We start from the raw sequence: 24858 nt of genomic DNA on the forward strand, positions 1-24858 counted from the left end.
AATTGACCGAATGGACACCGACGGGGGGCACGGCGTGGAGGAGCAACTCGCGGAAACGGAGCCGACAGCCGGCGCGCGCGACGCCGGCCGAGCCGACTCCGCACCGGCACGGCGGAGCACGACGATCTACGACATCGCGCGGGCCGCGGATGTCTCGCACCAGTCGGTGAGTCGCTACATGCGCGGACTCGACATGCGAGCCTCCACCAAAGCGAAGATCGAGAAGGCGCTCGAGACCCTCAGCTACCGCCCCAACCTCTCCGCCCGGGCGCTCATCACCGGCCGCTCCCACCGCATCGGCGCACTCACCCACGAGGTCAACCAGTACGGGCCCGGCCTGATCATCCAGGGCGCCACAACCGCTGCGCGCGAGGCCGGCTACCTGCTGGATGTGATCGCCCTGGACATGGCGGACCCGAACGAACTCGACGAGGCCCTCAGCCAACTCCTGCAGTACGACCTCGACGGCATTCTGGCCTTCGCGTCGACGGACAGCGTGAAGGCCGTCTTCGAGCAGATGGACTTCGGCGTGCCCGCCCTGATCGCGGCCGAAGAAGAGGACTTCCAGGTCGAATCGTCCTTCGACCGCCCTGGCGTCGGCCAGCTGGTCTCGCACCTCGTCGGCCTGGGCCACGAGCGCCTGTTTCATATCGCGGGTCCCGAAGTGTATTCGGCTGCCAGGAACCGTCAGCGCGCGTTCGACGCGGCGCTCAGCCATTTCGGGTTGCACGCCGCCGGAACGGCACAGGGCGACTGGTCCGCGCGCTCCGGCTACGAAGCGGTCATGGCCCTCCCGGCGGAGTCGCTGCCCACCGCGATCGTCGCCGGAAACGACCAGATGGCCCTCGGAGCCATCCACGCCCTCGCGGAGCGTGGCCTCCGCGTCCCCGACGACGTCAGCGTGACGGGAGTGGACGACACTCCGGAGTCCGCGTACTTCACTCCGGCGCTGACGACGGTCCGCCTCGACTTCCGGGTGCAGGGGAAGAACGCACTCGTCTCGCTGCTGAACGAGATCGGAGAGGGCGCCGACCGCCCCGGCTTCCTGCCGCCGCCCACGCTGGTGATGCGGGACTCCACCGGCCCGGTCGGAGTGCGCCGGCCCTGAGGACGCACGCGACGCGGACGTCGTCCGTGCGCCTCGGAGCCGGCACCCTCGTGTACATGGGCTTCTATTTGGCGACCAGCTGCCAGTCCTGCGACCCTGCGCCGTTGTCGGACGGCTGCAACGTCAGGGAGGCCCCAGCGGCCGTTCCGGTCAGGTAGAGCGTCGGAGTCTGCACGCTTCGGAAGTAGACGTACCCGTTGCTCTTGGTCACCATCGTGAAGAGGCCGTTCGACACGTTGTCGACCCACTGCGCGATCTTCTGACCCTGGGTCGCGTTGCCCGTCCAGATCTCGGCGGCCCGCCCTCCCGACTTGTTCAGCAGAGTGACGTTGCCGTCGGGCTTGGTGGTGATGTGCCAGAGCTGCGTGTCCGGGTTCCCGGCCGATCCCGCAGCCTCCAACCGGACGTCGGGGACATCCGCATTGCCGATGTTCGCGTCCGTGCTGTTGTTCGTCGTCCCGATCACCTGGCCGGTGAGCTTGTTGACGATCTGGTAGTAGGTGCCCGTGGAATGACCGAAGTCGACGTCACCGCCGACGATCGTCGACGTCCCCTGGTTGGCGAGGATGACGACCCGGCCGGTGGTCGCGTCGTAGGTCAGGTTCCGGCTGTACGCCGCGGGCAGCGTCGTCTGGTACGCCGTCCACGATCCGGTGCTGCTTCCGGAGCTGTTCATCCACACGTTGCCGCTCCCGGCGGCGTTGAAGAGGATGCGGCCGTCGGGCAGCCTGATGATCACCGGGCTGCCCCCGGTGGCGAGCGCTCCGGATCCGGTGGTCACCGGGAGGCCGGTGATCCCGGTACCGGCTGTACCGCCGGTCGAGTAGAAGTGCAGAGGATCGCTCGCGAGCTTGTACCGGACGTTGTCACCGCCGCCCCAGTACTCGTAGGTCAGCATCCACTTGCCGTCCGAGGTCTGCACGACGTTCGCCATACCCGGGCGTCCGCCGCCGATCTCCGTCTTTCCGCCGGCCATGGTGACCGTGGTGCCCGTCACATCCACGACGGGGCTGCTCCAGCCGGCACTCGTGCCATCCCACGTTCGGTGAGCGAGGATCTGGCCGTCCGAATCGGTGGCCGTCGCGTTGCTGGGGTCGATGGTCGGCGCTCCGGTGCTCGCGTTGTACCCCGTGTAGTCGTTCTCATCGGAGTAGTAGGCGACCAGCTGCCCGTTATAGACCATCAGGTAGGGCTCCCAGACCGGGTCCACTTGCTTGGACGTGTTGGCCGCCGCGACGTTCTGCCCGATCGCTCCGGCGCTGCCGCCCTGCCAGCTACCGGCGGTCAGGATGTTGAGGAAGTTCCAGCTGGCGCCGCTGTCGGTGCTCGAGTACAGGGCGATCGCGACGTCCTTTCGGTCGCCGTCGTTGCTCGGGGTCCAGTTCGGGTTGGCCGCTTTCTGCTCCAGGTAGTAGTAGTCGTCTCCTGAGACGACCGCTGCCATCACCAACGTTCCCGCGGCGAGGCTGCCGACCTGCTGCGGGAGCGCGTACAGGTAGGGGTTCGTCCAGGCGCTGGTGTACTTGGCCACCGACGGGTCGGTCGATGCGTACGCCGGGGCCTGCACCTGCGAGAGCAACTGCCATGTGGTGCCGTCGTCGTCGCTCTTGTAGACGGGCAACGTCTGTCCGACCGCACTTCCGGAGGACGGCACCGTGGACTGCTCGAACGAGGCGACAAGGCGTCCGCTCGGCAGCTGGGCGGCCTTGGGGTAGATGGCGCAGTTGCCGCGGCCCTTCAGGCAGGCCTGGCTCGAGGGCAACTGATAGATGGTCCGCGGCGTCGGACTGTATGCCTGCGCTGAGATGGCGGTGGTGGCGACGAGAGCCGCAGCGGCGATCAGACCGACGACCGTCCGCCGCACGGTGGATGAGTTCAAAACCTCTCCTTTGGGGTTGTGACTGTTCTCGATAACAGTTAATCGAGTGTCCTATTGATACCGATAAAAGTTCGGATGTGCAAGCGCCCGTTCAGACTCCGCTTGACTTTAAACCTGACTACACTCATAATTGAGATCACTCAGGTTTAGACGACAAGGAGCTTTGTCCCCATGGATGCGATCACCATCACCGCCTACCAGCAGCCGCTGCAGCAGGCTGACGTCCCCGAGCCCGTCGTGGGGCCCAACGATGTTCTCGTCGACGTGCACGCAGCCGGCCTCAACCAGTTGGACGAAGGCATCCGGCGGGGACAGTTCAAGCCGATCCTGCCCCTGCGACTGCCACAGGCCCTCGGACATGACCTGGCCGGCACGGTCATCCGAGTGGGGGCTCAGGTCCGCGCTTTCACACCCGGCGACGAGGTCTACGGCCGCCCACGCGACGGACGGGTCGGCACGTTCGCCGAACGCATCGCCGTCGCCGAGAGCGATCTTGCGCTGAAGCCCGCCTCCGTGGACATGATCGAAGCCGCCTCGCTCCCGCTGGTCGCGCTGACGGCGTGGCAAGCACTCGTCGAACGAGGGCGGCTGCAGGCGGGCGAGAGGGTCCTCATCCACGCGGGCGCCGGCGGAGTGGGTTCGATCGCCATCCAGCTCGCGAAGCACCTCGGCGCGACCATCGCCACCACCGTCAGTGCGGCCGATGCGGACTTCGTCCGCGAACTCGGCGCCGATGTCGTGATCGACTACCGCACGGGCGACTTCGAAACCGAGCTGTCCGGCTACGATCTCGTCCTCGACAGCCTCGGCGGCGAGAACCTCGAAAAGTCGTTGCGCATCCTCACGCCCGGCGGCAAAGCGATCGGGATCGCCGGGCCGCCGGACCCCGCCTTCGCACGGCGGATCGGCCTCAACCCGCTGCTCCGCGTCGCCTTCGCCGGGCTGAGCAGAACGATCCGCTCGCAGGCGAAACGCCTCGGCGTGACCTACGAATTCCTGTTCATGCACGCCGACGGCGAGCAGCTGCGACAGATCGCCGCCCTCGTCGACGAGCAGGTCATCCGGCCGGTCGTGGGTCGCGTCGTCCCGTTCGAACGCATCCCGGCCGAGCTCGGAGCGCTGGGCCGCGGCGTGCGCGGCAAGACCGTCGCCACCATCACATCCACCACACCCCGCACCGGTCACTGACCGCTACGCGCAACCCTCAAGGAGAACACCATGAACACCCAGCCGATCGTCACCACCTACGACAAGGCGCCCACGCGCACCATCGCCGTCGGCGACACCACCTACGCGTATCGAGAGCTCGGGCCACAGGGAGGCGTCCCTGTCGTCTTCTTCGTGCACCTCGCCGGCACCCTCGACAACTGGGACCCTCGGATCGTCGACCCGATCGCGAAACACCGCCACGTCATCACCTTCGACCAACGCGGTGTCGGCGAATCCTCCGGAAAGGTCCCGAGAACGCTCGAGGAAGCAGCCGACGACGCCTACGCGTTCATCAGAGCTCTCGGCCACGACCTCGTCGACGTCTTCTCATTCTCGATGGGCGGCATGATCGCGCAGGACCTCATCCTGAAACACCCGGAGCTCGTTCGCAGGCTGGTCCTCACGGGAACCGGCCCCCGCGGCGGCAAGGATATGGACAAGGTGCTCGCCACCACCTATTGGGACATCGTCCGCGCCACGCTGACTCACTCCGACCCGAAGGAGTTCCTGTTCTTCAACCGGAACGCGATCGGCAAGCGTGCGGCGAAAGCCTTCATCCAGCGCCTCAAGGAGCGCACGGTCGCGCGCGACAAGGACATCGCACTGCCCGCCTTCCAGACCCAGCTCCGGGCCATCCAGAGGTACGGCCGGTCGGCCCCGTCGGACCTCTCGCGCATCACGCAGCCCACGCTCATCGCCAATGGCGACAACGACCGCATGGTGCCCTCGATTCTCTCCGAGGACCTCCACCGCCGCATCGCCGGATCGGAACTCATCATCTACCCGGACTCCGGCCACGGCGCCATCTTCCAGTTCCACGAGAAGTTCGCTCCCGTCGCCGTCGCGTTCCTGGGCTCGTAGCCCCCGTCCGCGCGCCGCCGTAGCTATGCTCATATCTGAGCGCAGTCAGATGAGACCCGAGGAGCTGGTCATGCCCGACGTCACCGCCGAACTCGGTCGCCGAGAGCGGAACAAGCGGGCCAAACTGGAACGCATCACCGCCGCAGCCTCGGAACTGTTCGCTGTGCACGGCATCGACGACGTCACGACTCAGCAGATCGCCGATCGCGCGGACATCGGAACCGGGACGCTGTTCCTCTACGCGAAGTCGAAGAGCGAGTTGCTCCTGCTCGTCCAGAACTCCCACTATGCCGACGCCCTCGAAGAGGGCCGCGCTGCGGCCGAGGCCACACCGGATACCCTGCAGGCCGTACTCGGCATCGCCCGTCCGATCGTCGCCTGCAACAGGGTGCAGGTCGACAACGGTCGGACCTACCTGCGCGAGTTGGCGTTCGGCGATGCCGAGGAACCCCACCACCGCGAGGCCCTCTCCATCGTCGCCCGGACCGAGGAACTGCTGAGTGCGACACTGCTCAGAGACGAAAGGATCCCCCCCGCCGAGGCTCCCGTCCGTGCTCGCATCATCACGGCGATCCTGTTCCTCAGCATGGCTACGGCCGCGAACCCGGAGACGTCCGTCGATGACGTGATGGACGAGATCGCGACACAGCTCGCGGCGCTGCTCGGCGGCCGATAGCTCCGATCAGGGTGTTCTCGCCTTTTCGCCGGCGTTGAAGAACGTCACAGCTGGCTGCGATACCAGGCGATCTTCTCCCTCAGTCTGTCCTGCTGCGCCCTCAAGAGGTCGATGTCGGCCTGCACCTTCGCGTCGTGGGACTCGAGGAGCGCGAGCCGCTCACGCAGCGTCGTCGAATCCTCCGACAGCCTGCTGTACTCCTTCAGGTCGGCGATGGGCATGCCGGTGTCCCGCAGACAGCGCACCAAGCCGAGCCACTCCACGTCGGCCTCCCGGTAACGCCTCCGCCCTCCCGGGGTGCGCTCGATGTCGCCGAGGAGGCCTTCCTTCTCGTAGTAGCGGAGGGTGTCGAGGGTGAAGCCGGTCTTCTCGGCGACCTCTGCGGGACTGAAATCGGTCATCGTCACATGATGGCCTTGATCTGGAGTGCACTCCAGGAGGCACTCTCGAGTCATGACAGAATCTCCTCTCATCCTCGGCGCCATGATGTTCGGCGTCACCATCGACGAAAGCACCTCCTTCGCGCTCCTCGACCGCTTCGTGGAACGGGGCGGCACGTGGATCGACACGGCGGACTGCTACAGCTTCTGGGCCAGCGACAACGGGCGAGGCGGGGACAGCGAAGCGCTCGTCGGTCGCTGGCTGAGGGCGCGCCCCGGCATCCGGGACCGGGTGAAGATCTCCACGAAACTCGGCGCAGAGCCGACGGGTCCCGGCGAGTGGCCGGCCAATCGCGAGGGGCTCTCCGGCCGGGCCATCCATGACGCCTTCGATGGCAGCCTCGACCGGCTCGGCACCGATCGGGTGGAGATGCTGTGGGCGCATATGGAGGACCGGTCGGTGCCGATCGAGGAGACCATCGACGCGTTGTCCACGTTCGTTCGATCAGGCGCCGTGGACAGGATCGGGGCCTCCAACCACCCGGCCTGGCGTGTGGAACGTGCTCGGGCGCACGCGAATGCCACCGGTGGTGCGGCGTTCTCCGCACTGCAGTTGAGCCGCAGCTATCTCGCTCCGCGCCCCGGCGCTGTCCCCGCAGGCCAGAACCACCGGTTCGGGATGATGAGCGACGAGCAGGTCGACTACGCGGTGGAGAACGGCCTCGAGCTGTGGGCGTACACCTCGCTGCTCAGCGGCGCCTATGACAACCCGGCCAAGCCCATCCCCGAGGCCCACGAGCACCCGGGGACGACCCGCAAGCTGGCGGCGCTCGACGAGGTGGCGGCAGAGTCGGGCGCGTCGCGTGGGCAGGTTGTGCTGGCGTGGCTGAGCGGAGGGGCGCCCCAGATCAGGCCGATCCTCGGCGGCAGCAAGCTCGAGCAGCTCGACAGTGCCCTCGACGGTGTGGCACTGACGCTCTCCCCCGAGCATCGCGCTGTGCTCGACGACGTCGAGCTGTAGAACCGTCAGCCGAGCCTGACGAACCGGAGCGGAGGGTGCCGCTCCGACCGGACGGCTCCCTCGGATTCTGCTGAGACGACGACCCCTGGCGCAGATGGTTTTGTTTCCGTACTATGGGGATAAATCACATCGACAAGGGAGTCGTCATGGCGATCGCCATCATTGGAGCCGGCATCGGCGGTCTGGTGACCGCACTCAGCCTGGAACGCGTGGGATTCACCGACGTTCGGGTGTACGAACGCGTTCGAGAACTGCGCCCGCTCGGCGTCGGTATCAACCTGCTGCCACACGCTGTCCGCGAGCTCACCGAGCTGGGTCTTCGCGACTCGATCGAGAGCATTGCCTCACTTCCCCGACGTCTGGCCTATTTCAACCGTCACGGGCAGCCGATCTGGGAGGAGCCGAGAGGTATCGAGGCCGGCTACCAGTGGCCGCAGCTCTCCGTGCACCGGGGCCGGCTCCAGATGTCGCTACTGGATGCCGTGCGTGAACGGCTGGGTCCGGATGCTGTCCAGGTAGGACACACGCTCACGGGTGTGGAATCGCAGGAAGGCGCCGTCTTGGCACGTTTTGACGTAGAGGGAGCCGTGTCAGAGGTTCGCGCGGATCTCCTTGTCGGCGCGGACGGCATCCATTCGGCCGTTCGCGGGCTGTGGCACCCGCGCGAAGAAGCACCGATCTGGAACGGCTTGACGCTGTGGCGCGGCACTGCCGACGTGCCCCGGTTCCTCGACGGTTCCACCATGATCATGGTGGGCGACGACCAGTTGAAGTTCGTGGCCTATCCCCTCGGCGTCAACGACGATGGGTCGCTCACGGTGAATCTGATCGCGGAGCAACGCTCTGACGGCGCACGATCACAGACCGCGGACTGGAACCGACGAGTGCCGGTCGAGCCTGTCGCGAATCTCTTCGATGAATGGAGGTTCGACTGGCTCGATGTTCCGGCGATGATCTTGGCTGCGGACGAGATTCTCGAGTATCCCATGGTGGACCGGGACGCCCTCCCCTCGTGGATCTCGGGGAACACGGCCCTCCTCGGGGATGCCGCCCACGCCATGTATCCCAACGGGTCGAACGGCGCGTCGCAGGCGATCCTCGACGCACGGACACTCGCATACTTTCTCGCTACAGCACCGAACCTTGAAGCGGCGCTTGCCGGCTACGACCAGGCTCGGCGTCCAGCCATGACCCAGCTCCTCGGCCTCACCCGACAGCAGGGTCCGGAGCGGGTGATGGTGCTGGCGCGGCAACGAGCGCCGCAGGGGTTCCACCACATCCACGACGTCATCCCGCCCGACGAGCTGGACAGCATCGCGAACGGCTACAAGCAGGCTGCCGGATTCTTACCGGAATCGCTCAACGCTCGCCCGTCACTCACCGTCCCGAGGGGGAATCGTGGATTCTGAACACCGTCTTGCCGCGGTGATCTCGCCCCTGCGGCGTAGCCTGCTTGCGGCCACTCGCGCCGACCAGAGTCTTCCGGAGCTCCCCGATTCGCAGATCGAAGTGCTGCGAGCACTCCCACGCGGGGTGATCAGCACTCCCTCAGACCTGGCCGCGCTCCTCGGCTTGAGCAGGTCGACCACGAGCAACCTGGTCACCGCGATGGTGTCGGCAGGGCTCCTCGTGCGCCGCAGCAGTCCCGACGATCGACGGCGAGTCGAAGTGCTCGCCAGCCCGCGCGCGCTGCGGCTCTTCGAGCAGTACGACAATGCCAGCGCTCGCCTGGTCGCCGTCGCCGTCGCCGGTCTCGACCCGAAAGATCAGGCTGCGCTGGAGGCCGCGGTGCCTGCGCTCGAGCGGCTCCAGGCGGCCCTGGCCGATGCCCGCATGGGCTCGCAGGCGGGTGCGCGATGAGCGTCCCACTTCCGATCCCGCAGTTGGTTCCCTCCCTGCACGTGACCGTGGAGCTGGGTGAGCTCGAGGACCATGGCATGACCGCGGCGGGACACCGACGCATCATCCCGATTCTCGGCGGCACCATCACCGGCGACGTCGTCGGCACCATTCTTCCCGGAGGAGCCGACTGGCAGCGCGTGCGGACGGACGGAACGATCGAGATCGACTCCCGATACTCTGCCGCAACCGACGACGGCGGCTACCTCTCCATCCGCGCCGCCGGCATCCGGACCGGCTCTCCCGCGGTCCTGGACGCTCTGCGACGTGGGCAGGAGGTGAACCCGGCGTTGTATTACTTCCGGACGATGGTGACGATCGAGTCTTCCGAGCACCCCGCCTTGGCCGACCAACTCTTCGTCGCCGCCTGCGCCCGCGGGCGTGACCGCGTCGAATACACCGCGTATCGGATCACGTAGGCGGCCAAGCCACATCTTCCCTTGACATTCGTCTGGTACCGAACGAAAATCGTTCGGTACCGAATGGATAGGAGTAGTCATGACAGCAGAACGCATCGCCTTGGTCACCGGGGCCAACCAGGGAGTCGGCTTCCAGGTCGCGAAGGAGCTCGTCGCACACGGCGTCACGGTGCTGGTCGGTTCCCGCGATCCCGAGCGCGGGCGGGCCGCGGCGGAGCAGATCGGGGAGGGCGCGGTCGCGATTCAGATCGACGTGACGGACGCCACCTCGATCGCCGCAGCCGCACAGCGCATCGAAGACGAGTTCGGGCGTTTGGACCTCCTCGTCAACAACGCCGGCATCTCCCGCGCTCGCCGTGTCGATGGCGATTTCCTCGGCGACTACGCCGCCGCGAACAAAGCGAGCACCGTGTCGCTGGATGAAGTACGGGCGGTCTGGGAGACGAACGTGTTCGGCACCCTCGCGGTGTACCAGGCGATGCTGCCGCTGCTGCGGAGGTCCACGGACGCCCGGATCGTCAACGTGTCGAGCGGCGTCGGCTCGCTGACAGCCAACGCCGACCCCGGATACGCATACCACTCGATGTTCGGACCGGTGTACCCGGCGTCCAAGGCGGCACAGAACGCGATCACGCTGGCGATGATGGTCGAGCTGGAGTCGACGGATATCAAAGTGAACCTGGTGTCGCCGGCCTTCACCGCCACGAACCTGAACAACTTCGCCGGAACCGAGTCCCTCGAGGACGGCTCCCGCGAGGTGGTGCGCGTGTGCCTGCTCGGTCCGGACGGCCCGACCGGCACGTTCACGCGCTGGGAGGACACCACCATCCCCTGGTGAATACTTGAACGCATGACCGAACGCGCTCCCGAGCCAGAGACCATCGGCGCCTGGGCCAAGCGGTACTACTACGCCAACCGGGCCGCCGTCGAAGGGGTGCTGCGACCACAAGGAATCGGCTCGACACAGTGGTCGGTGCTCTACGTACTGGCGACCGACGGTCCGACGTCGCAGCGGGACCTCGGCCGCGCCCTGCACGTCGAACGGGCGAGCCTCAGTGGGATCGTGGCGACGCTCGTGCGTAAGGGGCTCGTCGAGCAGGCTCCCTCCTCGACGGATCAGCGGCAGCGACTCGTCACCCTGACCCCGGACGGCCGCACGATGTGGAGCGCCCTCCCCGACCCGTTCGCGGAGGTGCGGAAGGTCGCCCTCGTCGGCATCGACCCCGACGACCTCGAGACGGCCATCCGCGTACTGCGAAAAGCGACCGAACAGGTCGAGGCCCACACCTTCTGAACCGCGTATGTTCCCCGCAAGGACGACCCGAGTACGGGTGGGGACAGTCCCGAAACCGTCCCCACCCGTACGCGGTCAGCCGTTGAGGTGGAGCACGACCGTGCTCTGCGGGGGAACCTCAATGCCCCGAGCGAGGGGCACGTGGCTCGAGTTCCCGTGGAACCCCTTCGGCGCGCCCCCGAGCACGCGGGCCGTGCCCTGGGCGTTCGACGCAAGCCGGAAGGTTTGATCGCTGGTCGTGTTCATGCCGACCAGGTAGCGTCCGTACTGCAGTTGGTAGTACGGCGCGATGCCGACCATCACTTCTTCGACGCCGAGTTCGGTCGATCCCAAGGCCGGGTGGGCGTCGCCGGGGATCATAGCTACCGGGAGCACCTCCCCCGCGTACGCCTGGTGCACTGCGTCTCCGGGGGCGGCCCATCCTCCTCCTGGCACACCGGTGGGCTGACCGCTGTTATTGATCGCGTAGTCCCACGTAGTCCAGTCCTGGACCGTGAAGGTGTCCGAGCTGACTGAACCTTGCGTACGTTCTCGCACTGTGGCCGAGAGTTGGGACGTCGGCGTGACCAGGTGCACCCGGCCCCAATCGTTGATGCCCTGGCGAGCTCGCCAATACAGGGACGCGAAGAGGATCTCCTGGCCGTTCTTCACCGCGATGGCGCCGTCGGCCTCATCCGTGAACACGAAGTCCGGTGCATCCCAGTTCACCGGCATCCGTTCGCCGGAAGCCGCGAGTGCCTCGAAAGCTGGAAGGTCCCGTGCCAGCATTCGGGTGGCGTTGAGTCCGACGCGCGTACTCGAGTTCGTCAGCATCAGGCTCAATTGCGGCGCAAACTGACCATCGGCGATCATCTCCTGCGTCCAGCCGACCAGCTTCGGGTCGGCGAAGACCGCGGGCGCCATGACGGGGCTGGAGTCCCACGCCGTGCGCTGGGCGTACGCGATCTCGCCGGGGTAGACCTCGTTCCGCCAGCCGATGACGGTTTCGAGGCGCGCGACCCGGTATCCGTCTGCATCGACGTCGAAATGACGGAAGTATCCGCGCGCGTGGATCATCGTGAGCATCTGATCTCGAATCTCAGGAGCCGCGGATGCCGCGTGACCGCGGGTGACCGATTCGTACATCATCACGAGCCAGTCGGTGACTTCACCGTAGTTGCCCACGTACCCGAGCTCACGGGTGAGTCCCTTGGGCGTGACCACGTAGTAGTCCGCGCCGAGCGGCCTGGTACGAGTGCCGTCGGGCAGCTCTGGGCCGAGCCACGCCGCCATGCCGAGGCTCTCATAGAGCCACTGTCGCGCGCGGCTCTCCGGCCAGGCGTCGGAGGGAGAGATCAGCGAGAGTCCGCGGTTCGCCTGATAGATGCCGATGGCTGTGATCTGCGCTTGGTTCGTGTAGTGGCGCATGTTCTGCTTCCAGTAGTCCCTGCTGGAGAGCAGCATGTCCGTGTATGCGGCGCGCCGGGTGACCGCTGAGCCGGCCGGCGGGGGCGCGGTGACCGAGATGTCATCGAACCAGGCGCTCTCGCCGTTCGCGACCACCATCCACACTTCGAACTCGACGGCCCCGTCGGGGATCGTGAAAGTGCCCGTAACCTGCTGCCAGCCGGTCGTTCCAGGGGCGGCGAAGAAGTTGTGGTCGCCGCCTGCCAGCTTTCCCGTCGCGTCCCAGAACAACACGTCGATCTTGGGACTGGCCGCCAGCCCGTTCGTCTTGAGCCACGCGGAGACAGTGAACTGTCCCGCCGCCACCTTCGTCCGTCCAGCGGGTCCGACCACGATGCTTCCACCGGTGGAGGTGAGCCGAGCCGATGCCGTGCCGCTGTGCGCTTGGGTGGTGTCACGGGCAAGGGTTCCGTTGTTTGCCCAGGGTTGCGGCGCCCAGGCGAACGGAGTGGCGCCGCCGGCCTCGAAGCCAGCATTGACCACTTGGAGATTCCCGGGGCCGGCCGCCTGGAAGGTGATGTCATCGAACCATGCGGTTTCACCGCTCGACACGACCGCCCAGATCTGGAACCGTGTCGCGCCAGTCGGAACGCTGAAAGCCCCGCCCACCTGCTGCCAGTCGGATGTGCCGGTTGCAGCGAAGAAGTTGTGGTCGGTGCCGACGAGCTTGTTCGCGTCGTCGAAGAACAGCACATCCAGTTTCGGGGACGTGGCGGTTCCGTCGGTCTTGATCCACCCGGAAAGGAAGAACCCGCCGGAGCCGACGAGGGTGTACCCGTTGGGAGACACGACAACACTGCCGCCGTTGGACACCACTTTCAGGGACGCGGATCCCGAGCGGTAGACGCTTATATCACGCGACATGGTTCCCTGACTGGCCCAGCCTTGAACGAACCAGCCGAGCGGCGTCGTTCCGCCCTGCTCGAAACCTGCGTTCACCAGGCTCGTGTAGCCGGCCGAGACGTTCCTGTCGAGTTCACTCTGGAGATCGTCCCAGAGGTAGGCCAAGGTCAGGCCGACTCGTCCGAATCCTTGCCACTGCTGGTCCGACCCGCTGAGGACTGCCCCGTCGGCCTTCCACGCGTTATGCCGGCCGTCGATGGCTGCGCACACGGCTACGAGCGCGTCAGGGTTCTGGTATGCCGAGCTGTCCTTCCACTGGTAGGCCTCCGCCAGTTCGTTGAAGCCCCACGCGTCGGTGGTGTAGGCGCCGCCGCCGTAGATCAGCTGGTCGTGCTGGGCGAGCACCTTCGCCCGGACATCCGCAAGCGTCGACTGATCCTGGTTGGGACGGGTCCGCACGGTCGGCGCCGTGCCGAACTCGTCGCCGTCCGCCGGCTCGAAGTACGGGTCGGTATGGGTATAGACCCGGTAGATCGGGCGCGACGGCGTTGTCTGATCGTAGAAGAACGAGTCCGGGCTTCCCCCGTACGCGAAGATCCGGCCCATGGAACGGACCTCGATCTGAAGGCTCGACTTTCCCTGCGTGTACGCCTCCGGTAGCGGGAGCGTATGCAGGAAGAATCGCCCAGGGCTCCGCGGATCGAGCCCCAAGAGGTCGAGGTTGTCCACCGGCCCCTCGTCGTACCAGCCGACAGCCTTCCCGTCGACGAAGAGCTGCAACCGCCAATCCTGCGAGTCGTCGGCCGCGCCGGCTGCGTCGCCACCCCACAGCTTCGCCGTGACATAGGTGGTTTTCGCAGGGTCGACGTTGACAGTGAAGAGGGCGGATCCACCCCACCATCCCGGCTGGGCCTTGGGCATGAACGTGCGCGCGCTTTGGCCGAGGGCGCCACCCACGACACTGGATTCGCTCGCGATCAAGGCGTGGACTGTTTCCGAGGCGCTGTCCCCGAAGACGATGGTGTCCAGCACGGAGTCGGCCCCGCTCAGCCGGCGGGCACCCGCCGCCACGGAGGGGGCGCGAGAGGCCGCGGATGCCGGTACTTCCCAGATCACTGCTTGGGTTGCGACCACTCCCGCGGTCGCTGCGGCTGCAGCCAAGAGGTTGCGGCGGGTGAATTCGGGCGACATGTTTCTCCTTCACGACGGTGTGGCAAGGACTTCTATGAAACTAGTTCCATGGCCTGTAGAGTGTCTCAGGCCAGCGACGCCGCAGTCAAGGAGCAACCGAAAGCTATGACCACAGAAATCGAACGACCGACCATCGGCATGTGGTTCGGCAACTTCTTCGAACCCTTCTACTCGGACGCCGAGGCCGTCCGACGCGGAATCGCAGACATCGCGGAGTTGGGGTTCACGTCCATCAACCTCGACTCCAAACCCTGGGAAGACTTCTTCGCCCGCTACCGGGGTGAGTCGGCGAGCGCCTATGTCGCAATGCAGGAGTTGATGATGGAGGCAGCCTCCCGGGCAGGATTGGACTACACATGCCTCGCGCTGTACCTCTGCGGCGACAACCTGTTCCCGAATATTCGCGACGTCCCTCCCGTTCGCGGCGAAGAAGCCCTTTTGCCGAGCGGGGAGCCGATGGGAACCTACAAGTACTGGTCACCGAAAGCACAAGCGTCGATGGTCGAGCACGTTGACGGGCTCCTACGGCTCTACGGCCCCGGCATGCGTCGCACACCCGACGGACGAGTGCTCATGCAGACGATGTTCGACCCGATAGCGAAGCCGAGCTTCGACATCGAGGGCCGGGAGAACTATCTCGGGTGGCTGGACCAGCGGTACAACGGCGAGGTCGCCCTTCTCAACAGTAGGTACGCGCTGCGCGCCCGGACATTCCATCAGCTCGCCCCCGGGGAGTATTGGTTGCGCCCCGAGGAGCTCACCTGGGTCGGCTGTGCTCGCCCCATTCGCGAAGACTTCGATCTGCGGACGCCGGACTTCTACCGATGGGTCGACAACCAGTCCTACCTCGGGGACGTCATGGCGGACTACTTCGCAACCATGAAGGAGCATTGGCGGCGCACGGAACCGCCCCTGTTCGTGGAGCCCGTGCTGCATCAGTGGGGCTATTTCTTCAATCCGCCGGGTGAGGCGGACTGGCAGACCGGTCAGCGAGCGCTGGACGTGTACCGGCTTGCCGAGCATGTCGACAGCGTCCTCTTCATCACATCACCCCTCAATGCAGAGAACCGTGCAGATGCAATGGTCGTGAGCGTCGAGTCATCGATCGCCCGGACGGCCAACGCTGACCGCCCGTACACCGGTGGCCTGTACCTGGGGCGACACATCAACTCGGATGTCTACCGGGTCGTGCCACCAGCGGAGGCGATTGCAACCCACGTCGCCGGGGGCGCGAAGCGCCTCCATGTCTACGGCTACAGCGGTCTGGATGACGGCGGCGTCATGTTCCGGATGGACGAGGTCTTCAAGGGCTCACTGTCCGCCGGCAATCGGTGGGCCTCCGAGGTGATCCCCCTGCTGGACCAGCCACGGGACAAGGAAGTGGCATTGCTGTTCCCCGCCGAGATGAGCTTCTTCGAACCGCTCGAAGTGGACGAAGGCGGTCGGCATCGTATGGATCTCCTGGGCTGGTACCAGCAGCTCGTCGACCTGGGCTGGCACGTGGACATCGTCCACCCTGATCAGGTGCTCGCAGGAGCGCTCGATCAGTACCAGCATCTCGTCGTCCCCGTGAACACGCTTTACGACATCGGCGACAACGATCAGCTGGAATCAGTGGTGCGTTCGTTTGTGGAGCGCGGTGGCACCCTCTTGCATGGCGCCGGCTGCACACTGGCGCAGCGCGCGTTCGCGATCACGGAGGAACCCGTGCCCTTCGACTGCATCGCATCGCGCGAGGAGGTCATTCCGCACGGCTGGTCGACCGTCGCATTCACCTCTCCCGGCGAGCCTGTCGGCACATACATCCAGTCAGGCGCAACCGGAATGCTCCGCACCCGGGTGGGTCGAGGCGAGGTGTTATCGATCGGTTTCGAATACGGATACGCATACTCCCGCGAGACGATGCCGATCGTTCCGCCGCAGTACGGGCGACGAGAGATGCACCCCGTCGTCCTTCTCGAGCGGACGCCGGTCGAAGATGCGATCGGCGTCTCTCCGCGGTCTCCCCTTCGGCCGTCGAAGGGCGTCGAGACTGCGCGGTTCGGAAACAAACTCATTGTGGTCAACCACCGGTCCAGCCCTGTCGACATCAGCTCACTCGTCCCAACCCGCGAGATCGCACTGGTTCCGTCCGCACCTGGCTGGGTCGCGGCGCACGCCGCGACGTACCTGGAGATCTGAATCAGGGCCGCACGCTCAAGCCGCACCGATGAGCGGAACGGGATGTTGTCAGGATGACCGAATTGTCAGCCCGTCGAACTCTGCAGTGAACGAGGCGTCGACCGTATCCACGCAATAGATTCCGACCATCGAGCCGGTGAACCGCAAGAGGTCGCCGTAGTCGTCGGAAAGGATGCCGATGTCGAGCTGCGGCCCGAGCTCGGCTCCGTCCACGCGGAATTGGACGATCGGACCGCAGATGGAGGCGGACAGTCGCACGGGGACGCCTGGAACCACGCCGCGGCGCGCGATCACCCGGGCATCCGCACGGTCGCGCGCCACGACCTGGACGACCAGTTGCCCCTCCTCCCGCCACTGCTGGCCGGTTTGGGGCTGCCCTGGCGGCTCTGTCCAGGTCAGCTCCAGCAAGTAGTAAGAGGTGCTGTTGTACCAGAGCGCGAGGCCAGCGGACTGGGTGAATGAGTTGGGACGCGCGTGGACGACCGTTTCGGCGATGCACGCGCGCTCCTGCAACGGCTTCGCCACCATGCTCACGCCGAAGTGCGACTCGACTCCGTGCCGACCGCGCAGCCGGATGGCGCGGTTCTCGGAGCGGCGCTCAGCCCAGGCGCCTATCGGCTCACGCAGCGATCGCCAGGGCCACCACTCGACGTTCTCCTCGACGGACCCGTCCGGCGTCTCTCCGGTCTCTCCGGATTCTGCGGGCGTCTGGAAGGTGTCCGCCGGGTGCCAGCCGCCTGCGGCGAGGCGCGGCCAGCCGTCGATCCAGGTGATCTCCTGGATGCCGACTTCGCGGCCCCAGGGAAACTGCCGCCCCTGAGCGGTCTCCAGCCAGCGGCTCGCCAGATGCGAGAGGAACCACCGTCCGTCCGGGGCCTCGATCAACTCTGCATGTCCCGCCTTCTGCAACCGCAGCGACCGGTCGTCGCGCGATGTGAGCAGCGGACGGTCGTCGACTTCGTACGGCCCGGTGAGCGTGCGGCTGCGGGCCATGAGCACACCATGTTCGACTCCGGTGCCGCCTTGCGCCAGCACCAGGTAGTACCAGCCGCCGTGGTGCAGCATCTTGGGGCCCTCGATCAGAGTCGGGTGCTGCAGCAGGACCGTCGGCCTGCCGGCGACCCCCGTGCCTGCCTCGTTCAGTGGGGCGAGGATGATTCCGGAGAACCTGCTCCCGCCGGGTCGGGAGTCGGACTGCACATTCAGCAGGTAGTGCCGTCCGTCACGGTGGAACAGCGCGGGGTCGAAGCCGTGGCCGCTGACACGGGCCGGCTCGGACCACACTCCAGCCGGGTCGCTGGCGGTAGCGATATACGTCTCGACGTCCAGCTGTCGGCCGTGGAAGGTACGGACGATCGAGTAGGTCACCCAGAACAGGTTTCCGTCGAAGCTGAGCGATGGCGCCCAGATCCCCGCAGAGTCCGGCACACCGAAGAGGTCGCCCCGAGACACAGCGGTCTCGACCGAGCCGATGTGTCTCCAGGTGGCCAAGTCGCGCGATCGGTACAGCGGGATCGTGGGAAACCACTCGAAGGAACTGACCGCCAGGTAGTACCACTTGCCGACGCGGATCACGGACGGGTCCGGAGCGAAGCCTCGGACGACAGGGTTGCGAGCGCGGCTCACGACGACCTTTCTGAAGCGAATGAAGCAGGCTGCGGGCCGGGTCTTCCCTGCCCGCAGCCTGAGTCGTGCGTGGAGTGCGGTCGGCTATTTCTTCTGAGCCTTCAGATAGGCGTTGGCCTGTTTCTCCATCTCGGACCGCAGCTGGTCGATGCCGGCGGCGTCCGCGGCCTGCTTGAGCTTGTCCAGCTGGCTGTTGACATCCACGACGCCGTAGAAAAGGGGGTTGGCGTACTGCGTGATGACGTTGTTCATTTGCGCGGCCGCCTGCTTGACCGGCGTGACATCGGGGATGAACGACGCGAACGCGGACTTCGTGAAGTTGGCGTAATCCTGCGCCCAAGCGAAGACCTTCTTTTCAGAGTCGGTCATGAACGACGACTTCCGCTCGAGGCCGGAGCGCCACAACAGGGCGAAACCGGGGAAGGAGTAGTCGCTCAGTTGCTTGATGCCGCCGTCCGAGGTCGCCTCCCAGTCCTTGCCTTCGATGCCGTACTCGATGAGGTCGTGGTTCTTCTCGATCGAGAGCCAGTCCTGCAGGGCCAGTGCCCGCTCGACGTTGCCGCCGTTGGCGTTGACGACGACCAGATTGTCCGCCTGGAACGTCTGCAGCGGCTTGACGGAGCTGATCGACCCGCCGTACGGCAGAACTTCTTCGAGGTCGGCGTTCGGGATGGATTTGCGGAGCGCGACGAGCGCGTTGCTCGCCGTCCCATCCGTCATGGCCCATGCGCCGGCATACTTGCCCGCCGTGAACTGGCTCTGGACGGTCGCGTTCTCGGCGTTGAGTCCGTCGGCGTTGATGATGCCGTCCTGGTAGTACTGACGGATCTTCTTGAACGCCCCGAGCACTCCCTCGTCCTCCCACATGGGGACGAGCTTGACAGTGCCTCCCTCGGCGGCCTTCTCGTCGAAGACGAACCATAGGCCGGAGCCCGCGAACTGGGCGACATACGCTTCGGTGGGGTTCTGCCAGGAATGCTGGTTGAACAGGCCGCTCGGGGTACCGAGGACGAGTTCGAAAGTCATGTTGGAGGCGACACCGAATGGCGTGACGCCGGCCTCCTTCTGCTTGACGTCGTAGAAGTACTTTTCGAGGGTGTCATAGTCCTGGATCTCACTGAAGCCGAGCTTGTCGGCGAGGTCCTTGCGGATGCTGAAATGCTGCAGCCGGGCGGCGCTGTTGACCTGGGGGATGCCCCACAGCTTTCCGCTCCACGCGTTGGCGTCGATGAGCTCACGGGAGAGCTGCTTCTTCAGGTTCGGCCACTTGTCGATCTCATTGGTGAGATCGGCCAGCGACTTGCTCTGCTGAAGCTGCGCCATATTCAGCCAGAGCGCCTGCAGGGCGGTGTCGAACTTCGCACCGGCCGTGAACTTCAACAATGCCTGCTGTCCGTAGTTCTGCCAGTTGATGAACTGGGTGTTCAGCGTGAAGCCGTGGTCCTTCTGCAGCTGCTTGTTCGCCTGTGCGAGGACGGTGTTCCAGTTGCTGGGGGCCGTCGACGGCAGGATGGCCTGGGACGTTCCGGAGACCGAGCCGGACGTGCCGGCAGGCGTGCAGCCGGCGAGGCCGAGGCCGATTCCGATTCCGGCTGCGCCGCTGAGGGCGAGAAAGCCTCGCCGGTTGAGGGTGTTGGTTGACATGTCCGAGTACTCCTTTGTTGGACAGCTCTTGATGGGGGTGGGGCGGGCTCGCTAGCCCTTCGTGGCGCCCAGGGTGAGGCCCTTGACGAAGAAGCGCTGAGCGAACGGGTAGGCCAGCAGGATCGGCGCGATGGTGAGGACGGTCATCGCGAACCGCAGCTGGTAGATCGGGGCGGCCGCCTGAGCCGCCGTGGCACCGGGCAGGCTGGCCGCGTTCGTGACGTTGGCGATCAGGTTCTGCAACGTCAACTGGAGTGGATAGAGGCTCGGCTCGGAGATGAACAGGAGCGCCATGAACCACTCGTTCCAGTAGGTGACGGCGTAGAAGAGGCCCAGCACTGCGAGAATCGGTTTCGACAGCGGGAGGACGATCCGGAAGAAGATCCGCAGCTCCCCGGCTCCGTCGATTCGGGCGGAATCGAGGATGTCTTCCGGCAGCTGCCGGAAGAAGCTGACCGCGACGAAGATCAGGAACGGCGCGAGCATGACCGGAAGGATCACGGCGAACCAGCTGTTGGTCAGCTGGAGCACCTGCGTTACCAGGAGGTACAGCGGCACCAGCCCGCCGGTGAACAGCATCGGGATGTACGCGAAGATCGTCAGCGGACGGCTGATCCGAGGAAGCCGGCGGGCGATCACCCAGGCGAGGGACGCCGTGCAGGAGAGCGACAGCACCGTACCGACGACGGTGATGAACAGCGAAGCGATATAGCTGGTCAGGAGGGCGCCGCCGCTGAACAGCATCTGGTACGCCGTCAGGGAGAAGGGGATGGGAAAGAGGCTGTACCCGTTCTTGGCAAGAGCAGTCTCGTCGGTGAATGAGCTGGCGATGATCATCCACAGTGGGATGAGACAGAACAGGCCGAAGAGCGTGACGCAGATGTAGCTGACGATCGTGAACGGGTCGGCCTTCCGGCTCTTCGGCCGTCCGGCTCGCAACGCCTTCACTCGCCGCTTGCCCTGGCGACCGTCGTCGTCCAGCACGCTCTCTGCGTCGAGGTCCGTGATGGTCTGGGTGCGACCGGTGATCGTGGTGCTCACAGGATGCTGCTTTCTCGGTCGACGCGACGCTGTACGAGCACCGCTGCTGTGACGAACACGAATCCGACCACGGACTGGAACAGCCCGATCGCGGCGGTTGTGCCGAAGTCACCGATGGTTCGGAGGGAACGGAACACGTAGGTGTCGATCACATCCGTGGTGGGGAAGAGGGTGCCGTTGTCGCCCACGATCGCGTAGATGGTGGCGAAGTCTCCGAAGAAGATCCGGCCGATGCCCAACACGATCAGGATTCCCACCGTGGGAAGCAGGAGCGGCGTCGTCACCGAGAGGGCCATTCGTGCTCGACTCGCACCGTCGAGGGCCGCGGCTTCATACACTTCCTCCGGGATGGACGTGATGGCGGCGAGGAAGATCACGGAGGTGTACCCGCCGAGTTGCCAGACCTTGACGAACGTCAGGATCCACGGCCAAGCGCCCGGTTCCGTGTACCAGTTCACCTGGGGCAGATCGACGACACTCAGGAGGTTGTTCACGAGGCCGCCGCGGCCGCCTACTCCGGAGAGCACGACCTGCAGCATGATCGCGATGATGATCGGCGATACGAAGTACGGAAAGAAGATCGTCGACTGCATGAACCGGCGGTAGAAGTGCCCCCGGATCTCGTTCAGCATCAGCGCCAGCAGGAGGCCCGCAGCGAGGGAGGCGCCGAGGAAGAGCGTATTGAGGACCACGGTGTTGATGACGATCCGAGGGGCATCGCCGCTCGCCAGAAAATACTTGAAGTTGTCCAGGCCGTTCCAGGCGCTCCCGAAGATTCCCTGGCTGATGTTGAAGTCTTTGAAGGCGACGACCAGGCCGACCATCGGTCCGTAAGCGAAGACGAGGAACCACACCACGCCGGGAACGGCAAGCAACAGCAAGCCGAGAGTCCCACGGGATGTCGGTTTGCGCCGCTTCGGAACAGCGACGACAGCGCTTCGTTGCACAGGAGCTCCTCGATGATGTCCCACAAACGTTGTGGAACTAGTTTCATTATCGGGCAACATAAACCACCTTCCAAGTGGAAGTCAAGCAAACCTGTACCATCCCAGCATGGGATCGACCGACAATACCGGCCGCGGTCGTGCTGGCACCCGCGGGCCCGCCCGCGTGGGCGCGGTGAATCTGCGGGATGTCGCTGCGCACGCCGGCGTGTCCCCGGCGACGGCATCCCGCGTCTTCGGGGGCAGCACGAAAGTCCACGATGACACCCGCGCCAAAGTGCTCGCATCCGCCGAGGAGCTTGGGTACGTGGTGAATGGCTTGGCCCGGGCCATGCAGGGTCGCGGCCCGCGGACGATGGCGTTCGTCGTCCGAGCGATGATCGGCCCGACGTTCGCCTCACTCGCGGCCGGCGCAGAGCGCGTCGCCGCGGAGAACAACCATCTGCTCTTCATGTCGACCACTCATGGATTAATCGAACGCGAAGTCGATATCATCGCCACTCTTCGCGAACAGCGGGTGGGGGCCGTCTTGCTGGTCGGAACCACGGAGTCCGGCCCCGAATTCGACCGGCGAGTGCTCACGTATGCAAAGGACCTGGCCGATGTCGAGGCGCCCCTGATCCTGTGCGGGAGGCCGCCGGTCGCCGACCATCCCGAGCTCATCGCGGTCGACTACGACCACCGGGCCGGCGTCGGGATGGCCGTCGACGAACTCGTGAAACTCGGACACACCCGGATCGCGTATGTCGGCGAACCGCGAGGGATGACGACCGCAGATCTGCGACTCGACGGTTTCCTCTCCGGATTGGATCGCAACGGCATCGAGGTCGACCCGCGGCTGATCCGGACGACGGCCAACTACGAGGACGACGGCGCACGTGCGGTTGCGGAACTGATCACCGAGAACCTCGGTGCTACTGCGATCGTCTCGATGACGGACAACATCGCCGTCGGAGCCTATCGCGCAGCACGACAAGCAGGACTGCGTGTGCCCGAGGACCTCTCGGTGGTCGGCTTCGACGACGTTCCGATCGTCGGGGATCTGACCCCTGGCCTGACAACGGTGCACCCTCCGTTCTACGAGGTGGGCGTACGCGCCGCCGAAATCGCCCTGGGTTTGATCCCCGCTCGCAGCATCCTCCTCCAGCCCACGTTCGTTCGGCGCGGGTCGGCAGCTCCCCCATCGCAACCACGATCTTGATTTTCTCATTGAATGTAACTAGTTTCAGATAGACGATCCGAACACCGATCGCCGCTGGACCACGATCGATGAGGTTTTCAATGACGAGCGCATCCGTACTTCCGACCTCGAGCGCGGCCGAGGCGGTCGTGCCTAACCCAGTCTGCTTCGTTGTCGCCCTCGACCCGCCCGACCTCGCCGAGCATCTTTTCGGACGCGACCTGGAGTCGTTGAAGGTCCCCGGAGCCACCCGCCTCAACAGTCGGCCGATCTCGGCCTTCGACGACGATGAGTCCCGGGCCGCGCTTGCTCGCGCGGATGTGCTGATCACCGGGTGGGGCGCCCCCGCACTCAGTGATGATCATCTCAACGCCGCGCCGAACCTGAAGTTCGTGCTCCACGCCGGCGGTCAAGCCGGAGGGCTCCTGCCCCCCAGCGCTCGGGACCGCGGCATCCACGTTTCGAACGCCGGGTGGGTGAACGCTATCCCTGTGGCCGAGTTCACCCTGGCAATGATCATCCTGGCGAACAAGCAGGCGTTCCAGGCGCAACGGCTCTACCGGGACCGCCAGGGGTACATCGACCGCGAAGTCGAGTTCCCGGCAGCGGGGAACGTCGGCAAAACCATCGGCGTGGTCGGCGCGTCCCGGATCGGGCGGATCGTGATCGAACGACTCGGGGATCTCGATGTCGACGTCCTCGTCTACGACCCCTACCTATCATCCGCGGATGCCGCGAAGCTCGGCGGTCGCCAGGTCGGCCTTGTCGAGCTGATGGCCTCCAGCGACGTCGTGACCCTGCACCCGCCGCTGAATTCATCCACTGTCCACCTCATCGGCGCGACCGAGCTGTCGGCGATGCGCGATGGCGCAACCCTGATCAACACCTCGCGTGGGCTGGTCGTCGACCAAGGCGCCCTCGTGACCGAACTGCGTACCGGTCGAATCCAGGCGATCCTGGATGTGACCCATCCCGAAGTCCTGCCCGCGGACGATGAGCTCTACGCGCTGCCGAACGTTTTCTTGACTCCACACATCGCGGGGTCGATGGGAGCCGAGATCCGGCGCATGGGCGAGCAAGTCGGAAGCGAGCTGGAGCGGATCACCCGGGGCGAACCGCTCGCCTTTCCCGAGGCACTCCGTTGAACGTCCTGCACGCCATCACCACAGAGGCGCTCGGACCACGCCACGGAACGATCCTGGCGATCCCTGGGCTGGCAGAATCGGCCGAGTCCCTCGCGGTCACAGCAGCGCATTGGGCAAGCCGTGGTTTCTGCGTTCACGCGGTCGACCCGCGCGGCCACGGCCGATCCCCCAGATGGACACCGGAGCTTCTGAAGCTCCATCCGGGAGATGTGATCGCGGGCGAGCTCATCGAGACACTGGACGATCTCGTCGACCCGGGTGAGCCGCTGATCCTCTTCGGGCACTCCGCAGGGGGAAGTGCGGCAGCGGCCGTGGCGGCAGCTCGTCCCGATGTCGTCACCGCGGTCGTCCTCGAGGACCCGTTCTGGCGGCTTCCCGTCACCGCGCATCAAGACCGGGACGTTGCGGCTGGTGCGGCGTCGTGGCTGCGGCGGCAGCAGCGCCTCTCCGACGCGGAACGCCGACGCGAAGCCGCAGCCGTGCATCCATCCTGGCCGGCCGACGAACTGGCAGGTTGGTCGTCCTCCAAGGAGCAGATGGATGTGGCACTCGTCGAGAACGGCGACGTCATTCCGACACGCGGCTGGCCTACGCTCCTTCGCGACCTCGAGATCCGCGGCATCCCGGTGCTGATCCTCACCGGGACGCTGAAGATCGGCAATACGCCGAGCCACCGGGCGATCCAGCGGGAGCACGGGGCCGCGGTGGACGTTCTCGACGGAGCCAGTCATTTCGTCAGGCGGGATCAGCGCGAGATCTTCCATGCTCGCGTCGATCGGTTCCTCGACGAACTCGTGCGCTGAGCCCGCGGGTTCACGAAAGCGGTGGCGCGATTCGGGATCGCCGACGTACACTTATGAAACTAGTTCCA

General features: G+C 65.6%; 21 protein-coding genes. 14 read left to right on the top strand and 7 right to left on the bottom strand.

Annotation, left to right across the window (positions count from 1 at the left end; translation table 11 throughout):
* Positions 1-10: 10 nt before the first annotated feature.
* Positions 11-1108 carry a LacI family DNA-binding transcriptional regulator gene (locus AB4079_RS01640; RefSeq protein WP_441785534.1) on the top strand — a complete coding sequence of 366 codons (1098 nt, stop codon included), beginning with the start codon at positions 11-13 and terminating at the stop codon, positions 1106-1108.
* 64 nt (positions 1109-1172) lie between these two features.
* On the opposite strand, the gene AB4079_RS01645 is transcribed toward AB4079_RS01640, so the two are convergent.
* On the bottom strand, positions 1173-2987 hold the full coding sequence (locus AB4079_RS01645; RefSeq protein WP_441785535.1) for an RICIN domain-containing protein: 1815 nt from the start codon (positions 2985-2987) through the stop codon (positions 1173-1175).
* 171 nt (positions 2988-3158) lie between these two features.
* On the opposite strand from AB4079_RS01645, the gene AB4079_RS01650 reads away from it, so the two are divergent.
* The 3 genes from AB4079_RS01650 (at position 3159) to AB4079_RS01660 (ending at position 5733) form a co-directional block, all read left to right on the top strand.
* Positions 3159-4175, top strand: coding sequence for an NADP-dependent oxidoreductase (locus AB4079_RS01650; RefSeq protein WP_441785536.1), 1017 nt, complete (start codon positions 3159-3161; stop codon positions 4173-4175).
* 30 nt (positions 4176-4205) lie between these two features.
* Complete coding sequence (locus tag AB4079_RS01655; protein ID WP_441785537.1) at positions 4206-5057, top strand: alpha/beta fold hydrolase; 852 nt, start codon at positions 4206-4208, stop codon at positions 5055-5057.
* A 70-nt stretch (positions 5058-5127) separates the two neighbouring features.
* The gene (locus tag AB4079_RS01660) at positions 5128-5733 is read left to right on the top strand and encodes a TetR/AcrR family transcriptional regulator (RefSeq protein WP_441785538.1); all 606 of its coding nucleotides are present in this window, start codon (positions 5128-5130) and stop codon (positions 5731-5733) included.
* A gap of 44 nt (positions 5734-5777) precedes the next feature.
* Here AB4079_RS01660 and AB4079_RS01665 read toward each other — a convergent pair whose 3' ends face one another.
* Positions 5778-6134 (bottom strand): MerR family transcriptional regulator, encoded by a 357-nt coding sequence (locus AB4079_RS01665; protein ID WP_441785539.1) that lies wholly within the window; start codon positions 6132-6134, stop codon positions 5778-5780.
* Between the two features lie 52 nt (positions 6135-6186).
* Here AB4079_RS01665 and AB4079_RS01670 point away from each other — a divergent pair, with 52 nt between their 5' ends.
* The 6 genes from AB4079_RS01670 (at position 6187) to AB4079_RS01695 (ending at position 10746) form a co-directional block, all read left to right on the top strand.
* Positions 6187-7134 (top strand): aldo/keto reductase, encoded by a 948-nt coding sequence (locus AB4079_RS01670; protein WP_441785540.1) that lies wholly within the window; start codon positions 6187-6189, stop codon positions 7132-7134.
* A gap of 146 nt (positions 7135-7280) precedes the next feature.
* A complete protein-coding gene (locus tag AB4079_RS01675; protein WP_441785541.1) occupies positions 7281-8543 on the top strand; it encodes a flavin-dependent oxidoreductase in 1263 nt (420 codons plus the stop codon).
* Entirely contained in the window at positions 8533-8994 is a 462-nt protein-coding gene (locus AB4079_RS01680) for a MarR family winged helix-turn-helix transcriptional regulator (RefSeq protein ID WP_441785542.1), read from the top strand. Before AB4079_RS01675 ends, AB4079_RS01680 begins: the two co-directional genes overlap by 11 nt.
* Complete coding sequence (locus tag AB4079_RS01685) at positions 8991-9452, top strand: DUF3237 domain-containing protein (RefSeq protein WP_441785543.1); 462 nt, start codon at positions 8991-8993, stop codon at positions 9450-9452. Before AB4079_RS01680 ends, AB4079_RS01685 begins: the two co-directional genes overlap by 4 nt.
* Before the next feature lie 79 nt (positions 9453-9531).
* A complete protein-coding gene (locus tag AB4079_RS01690; protein WP_441785544.1) occupies positions 9532-10290 on the top strand; it encodes an SDR family NAD(P)-dependent oxidoreductase in 759 nt (252 codons plus the stop codon).
* Between the two features lie 12 nt (positions 10291-10302).
* Positions 10303-10746, top strand: coding sequence for a MarR family winged helix-turn-helix transcriptional regulator (locus tag AB4079_RS01695; RefSeq protein ID WP_441785545.1), 444 nt, complete (start codon positions 10303-10305; stop codon positions 10744-10746).
* 75 nt (positions 10747-10821) lie between these two features.
* On the opposite strand, the gene AB4079_RS01700 is transcribed toward AB4079_RS01695, so the two are convergent.
* Positions 10822-14226, bottom strand: coding sequence for a hypothetical protein (locus AB4079_RS01700; protein WP_441785546.1), 3405 nt, complete (start codon positions 14224-14226; stop codon positions 10822-10824).
* Here AB4079_RS01700 and AB4079_RS01705 point away from each other — a divergent pair.
* Positions 14155-16407 (top strand): beta-galactosidase trimerization domain-containing protein, encoded by a 2253-nt coding sequence (locus tag AB4079_RS01705; protein ID WP_441785547.1) that lies wholly within the window; start codon positions 14155-14157, stop codon positions 16405-16407. The genes AB4079_RS01700 and AB4079_RS01705 overlap by 72 nt on opposite strands.
* A gap of 48 nt (positions 16408-16455) precedes the next feature.
* Here AB4079_RS01705 and AB4079_RS01710 read toward each other — a convergent pair whose 3' ends face one another.
* The 4 genes from AB4079_RS01710 to AB4079_RS01725 all read right to left on the bottom strand — a co-directional run bounded on the left by AB4079_RS01710 (position 16456) and on the right by AB4079_RS01725 (position 21665).
* On the bottom strand, positions 16456-18033 hold the full coding sequence (locus AB4079_RS01710) for a family 43 glycosylhydrolase (RefSeq protein ID WP_441785548.1): 1578 nt from the start codon (positions 18031-18033) through the stop codon (positions 16456-16458).
* Positions 18034-18117: 84 nt separating this feature from the next.
* Positions 18118-19677 (bottom strand): ABC transporter substrate-binding protein, encoded by a 1560-nt coding sequence (locus AB4079_RS01715; protein ID WP_441785549.1) that lies wholly within the window; start codon positions 19675-19677, stop codon positions 18118-18120.
* A gap of 51 nt (positions 19678-19728) precedes the next feature.
* On the bottom strand, positions 19729-20718 hold the full coding sequence (locus AB4079_RS01720) for a carbohydrate ABC transporter permease (protein WP_441785550.1): 990 nt from the start codon (positions 20716-20718) through the stop codon (positions 19729-19731).
* Positions 20715-21665 (bottom strand): ABC transporter permease subunit, encoded by a 951-nt coding sequence (locus AB4079_RS01725; RefSeq protein WP_441785551.1) that lies wholly within the window; start codon positions 21663-21665, stop codon positions 20715-20717. Before AB4079_RS01725 ends, AB4079_RS01720 begins: the two co-directional genes overlap by 4 nt.
* A gap of 106 nt (positions 21666-21771) precedes the next feature.
* Here AB4079_RS01725 and AB4079_RS01730 point away from each other — a divergent pair, with 106 nt between their 5' ends.
* The 3 genes from AB4079_RS01730 (at position 21772) to AB4079_RS01740 (ending at position 24790) form a co-directional block, all read left to right on the top strand.
* A complete protein-coding gene (locus AB4079_RS01730) occupies positions 21772-22863 on the top strand; it encodes a LacI family DNA-binding transcriptional regulator (RefSeq protein WP_441785552.1) in 1092 nt (363 codons plus the stop codon).
* 80 nt (positions 22864-22943) lie between these two features.
* Positions 22944-23987 carry a hydroxyacid dehydrogenase gene (locus tag AB4079_RS01735; RefSeq protein ID WP_441785553.1) on the top strand — a complete coding sequence of 348 codons (1044 nt, stop codon included), beginning with the start codon at positions 22944-22946 and terminating at the stop codon, positions 23985-23987.
* Positions 23984-24790 carry an alpha/beta hydrolase gene (locus tag AB4079_RS01740; RefSeq protein WP_441785554.1) on the top strand — a complete coding sequence of 269 codons (807 nt, stop codon included), beginning with the start codon at positions 23984-23986 and terminating at the stop codon, positions 24788-24790. The genes AB4079_RS01735 and AB4079_RS01740 overlap by 4 nt, the downstream gene beginning before the upstream one ends.
* The last annotated feature ends 68 nt before the right edge of the window (positions 24791-24858 follow it).

The sequence above is a fragment of the Leifsonia sp. 2MCAF36 genome (assembly GCF_052115525.1).
Lineage (GTDB): Bacteria > Actinomycetota > Actinomycetes > Actinomycetales > Microbacteriaceae > Leifsonia.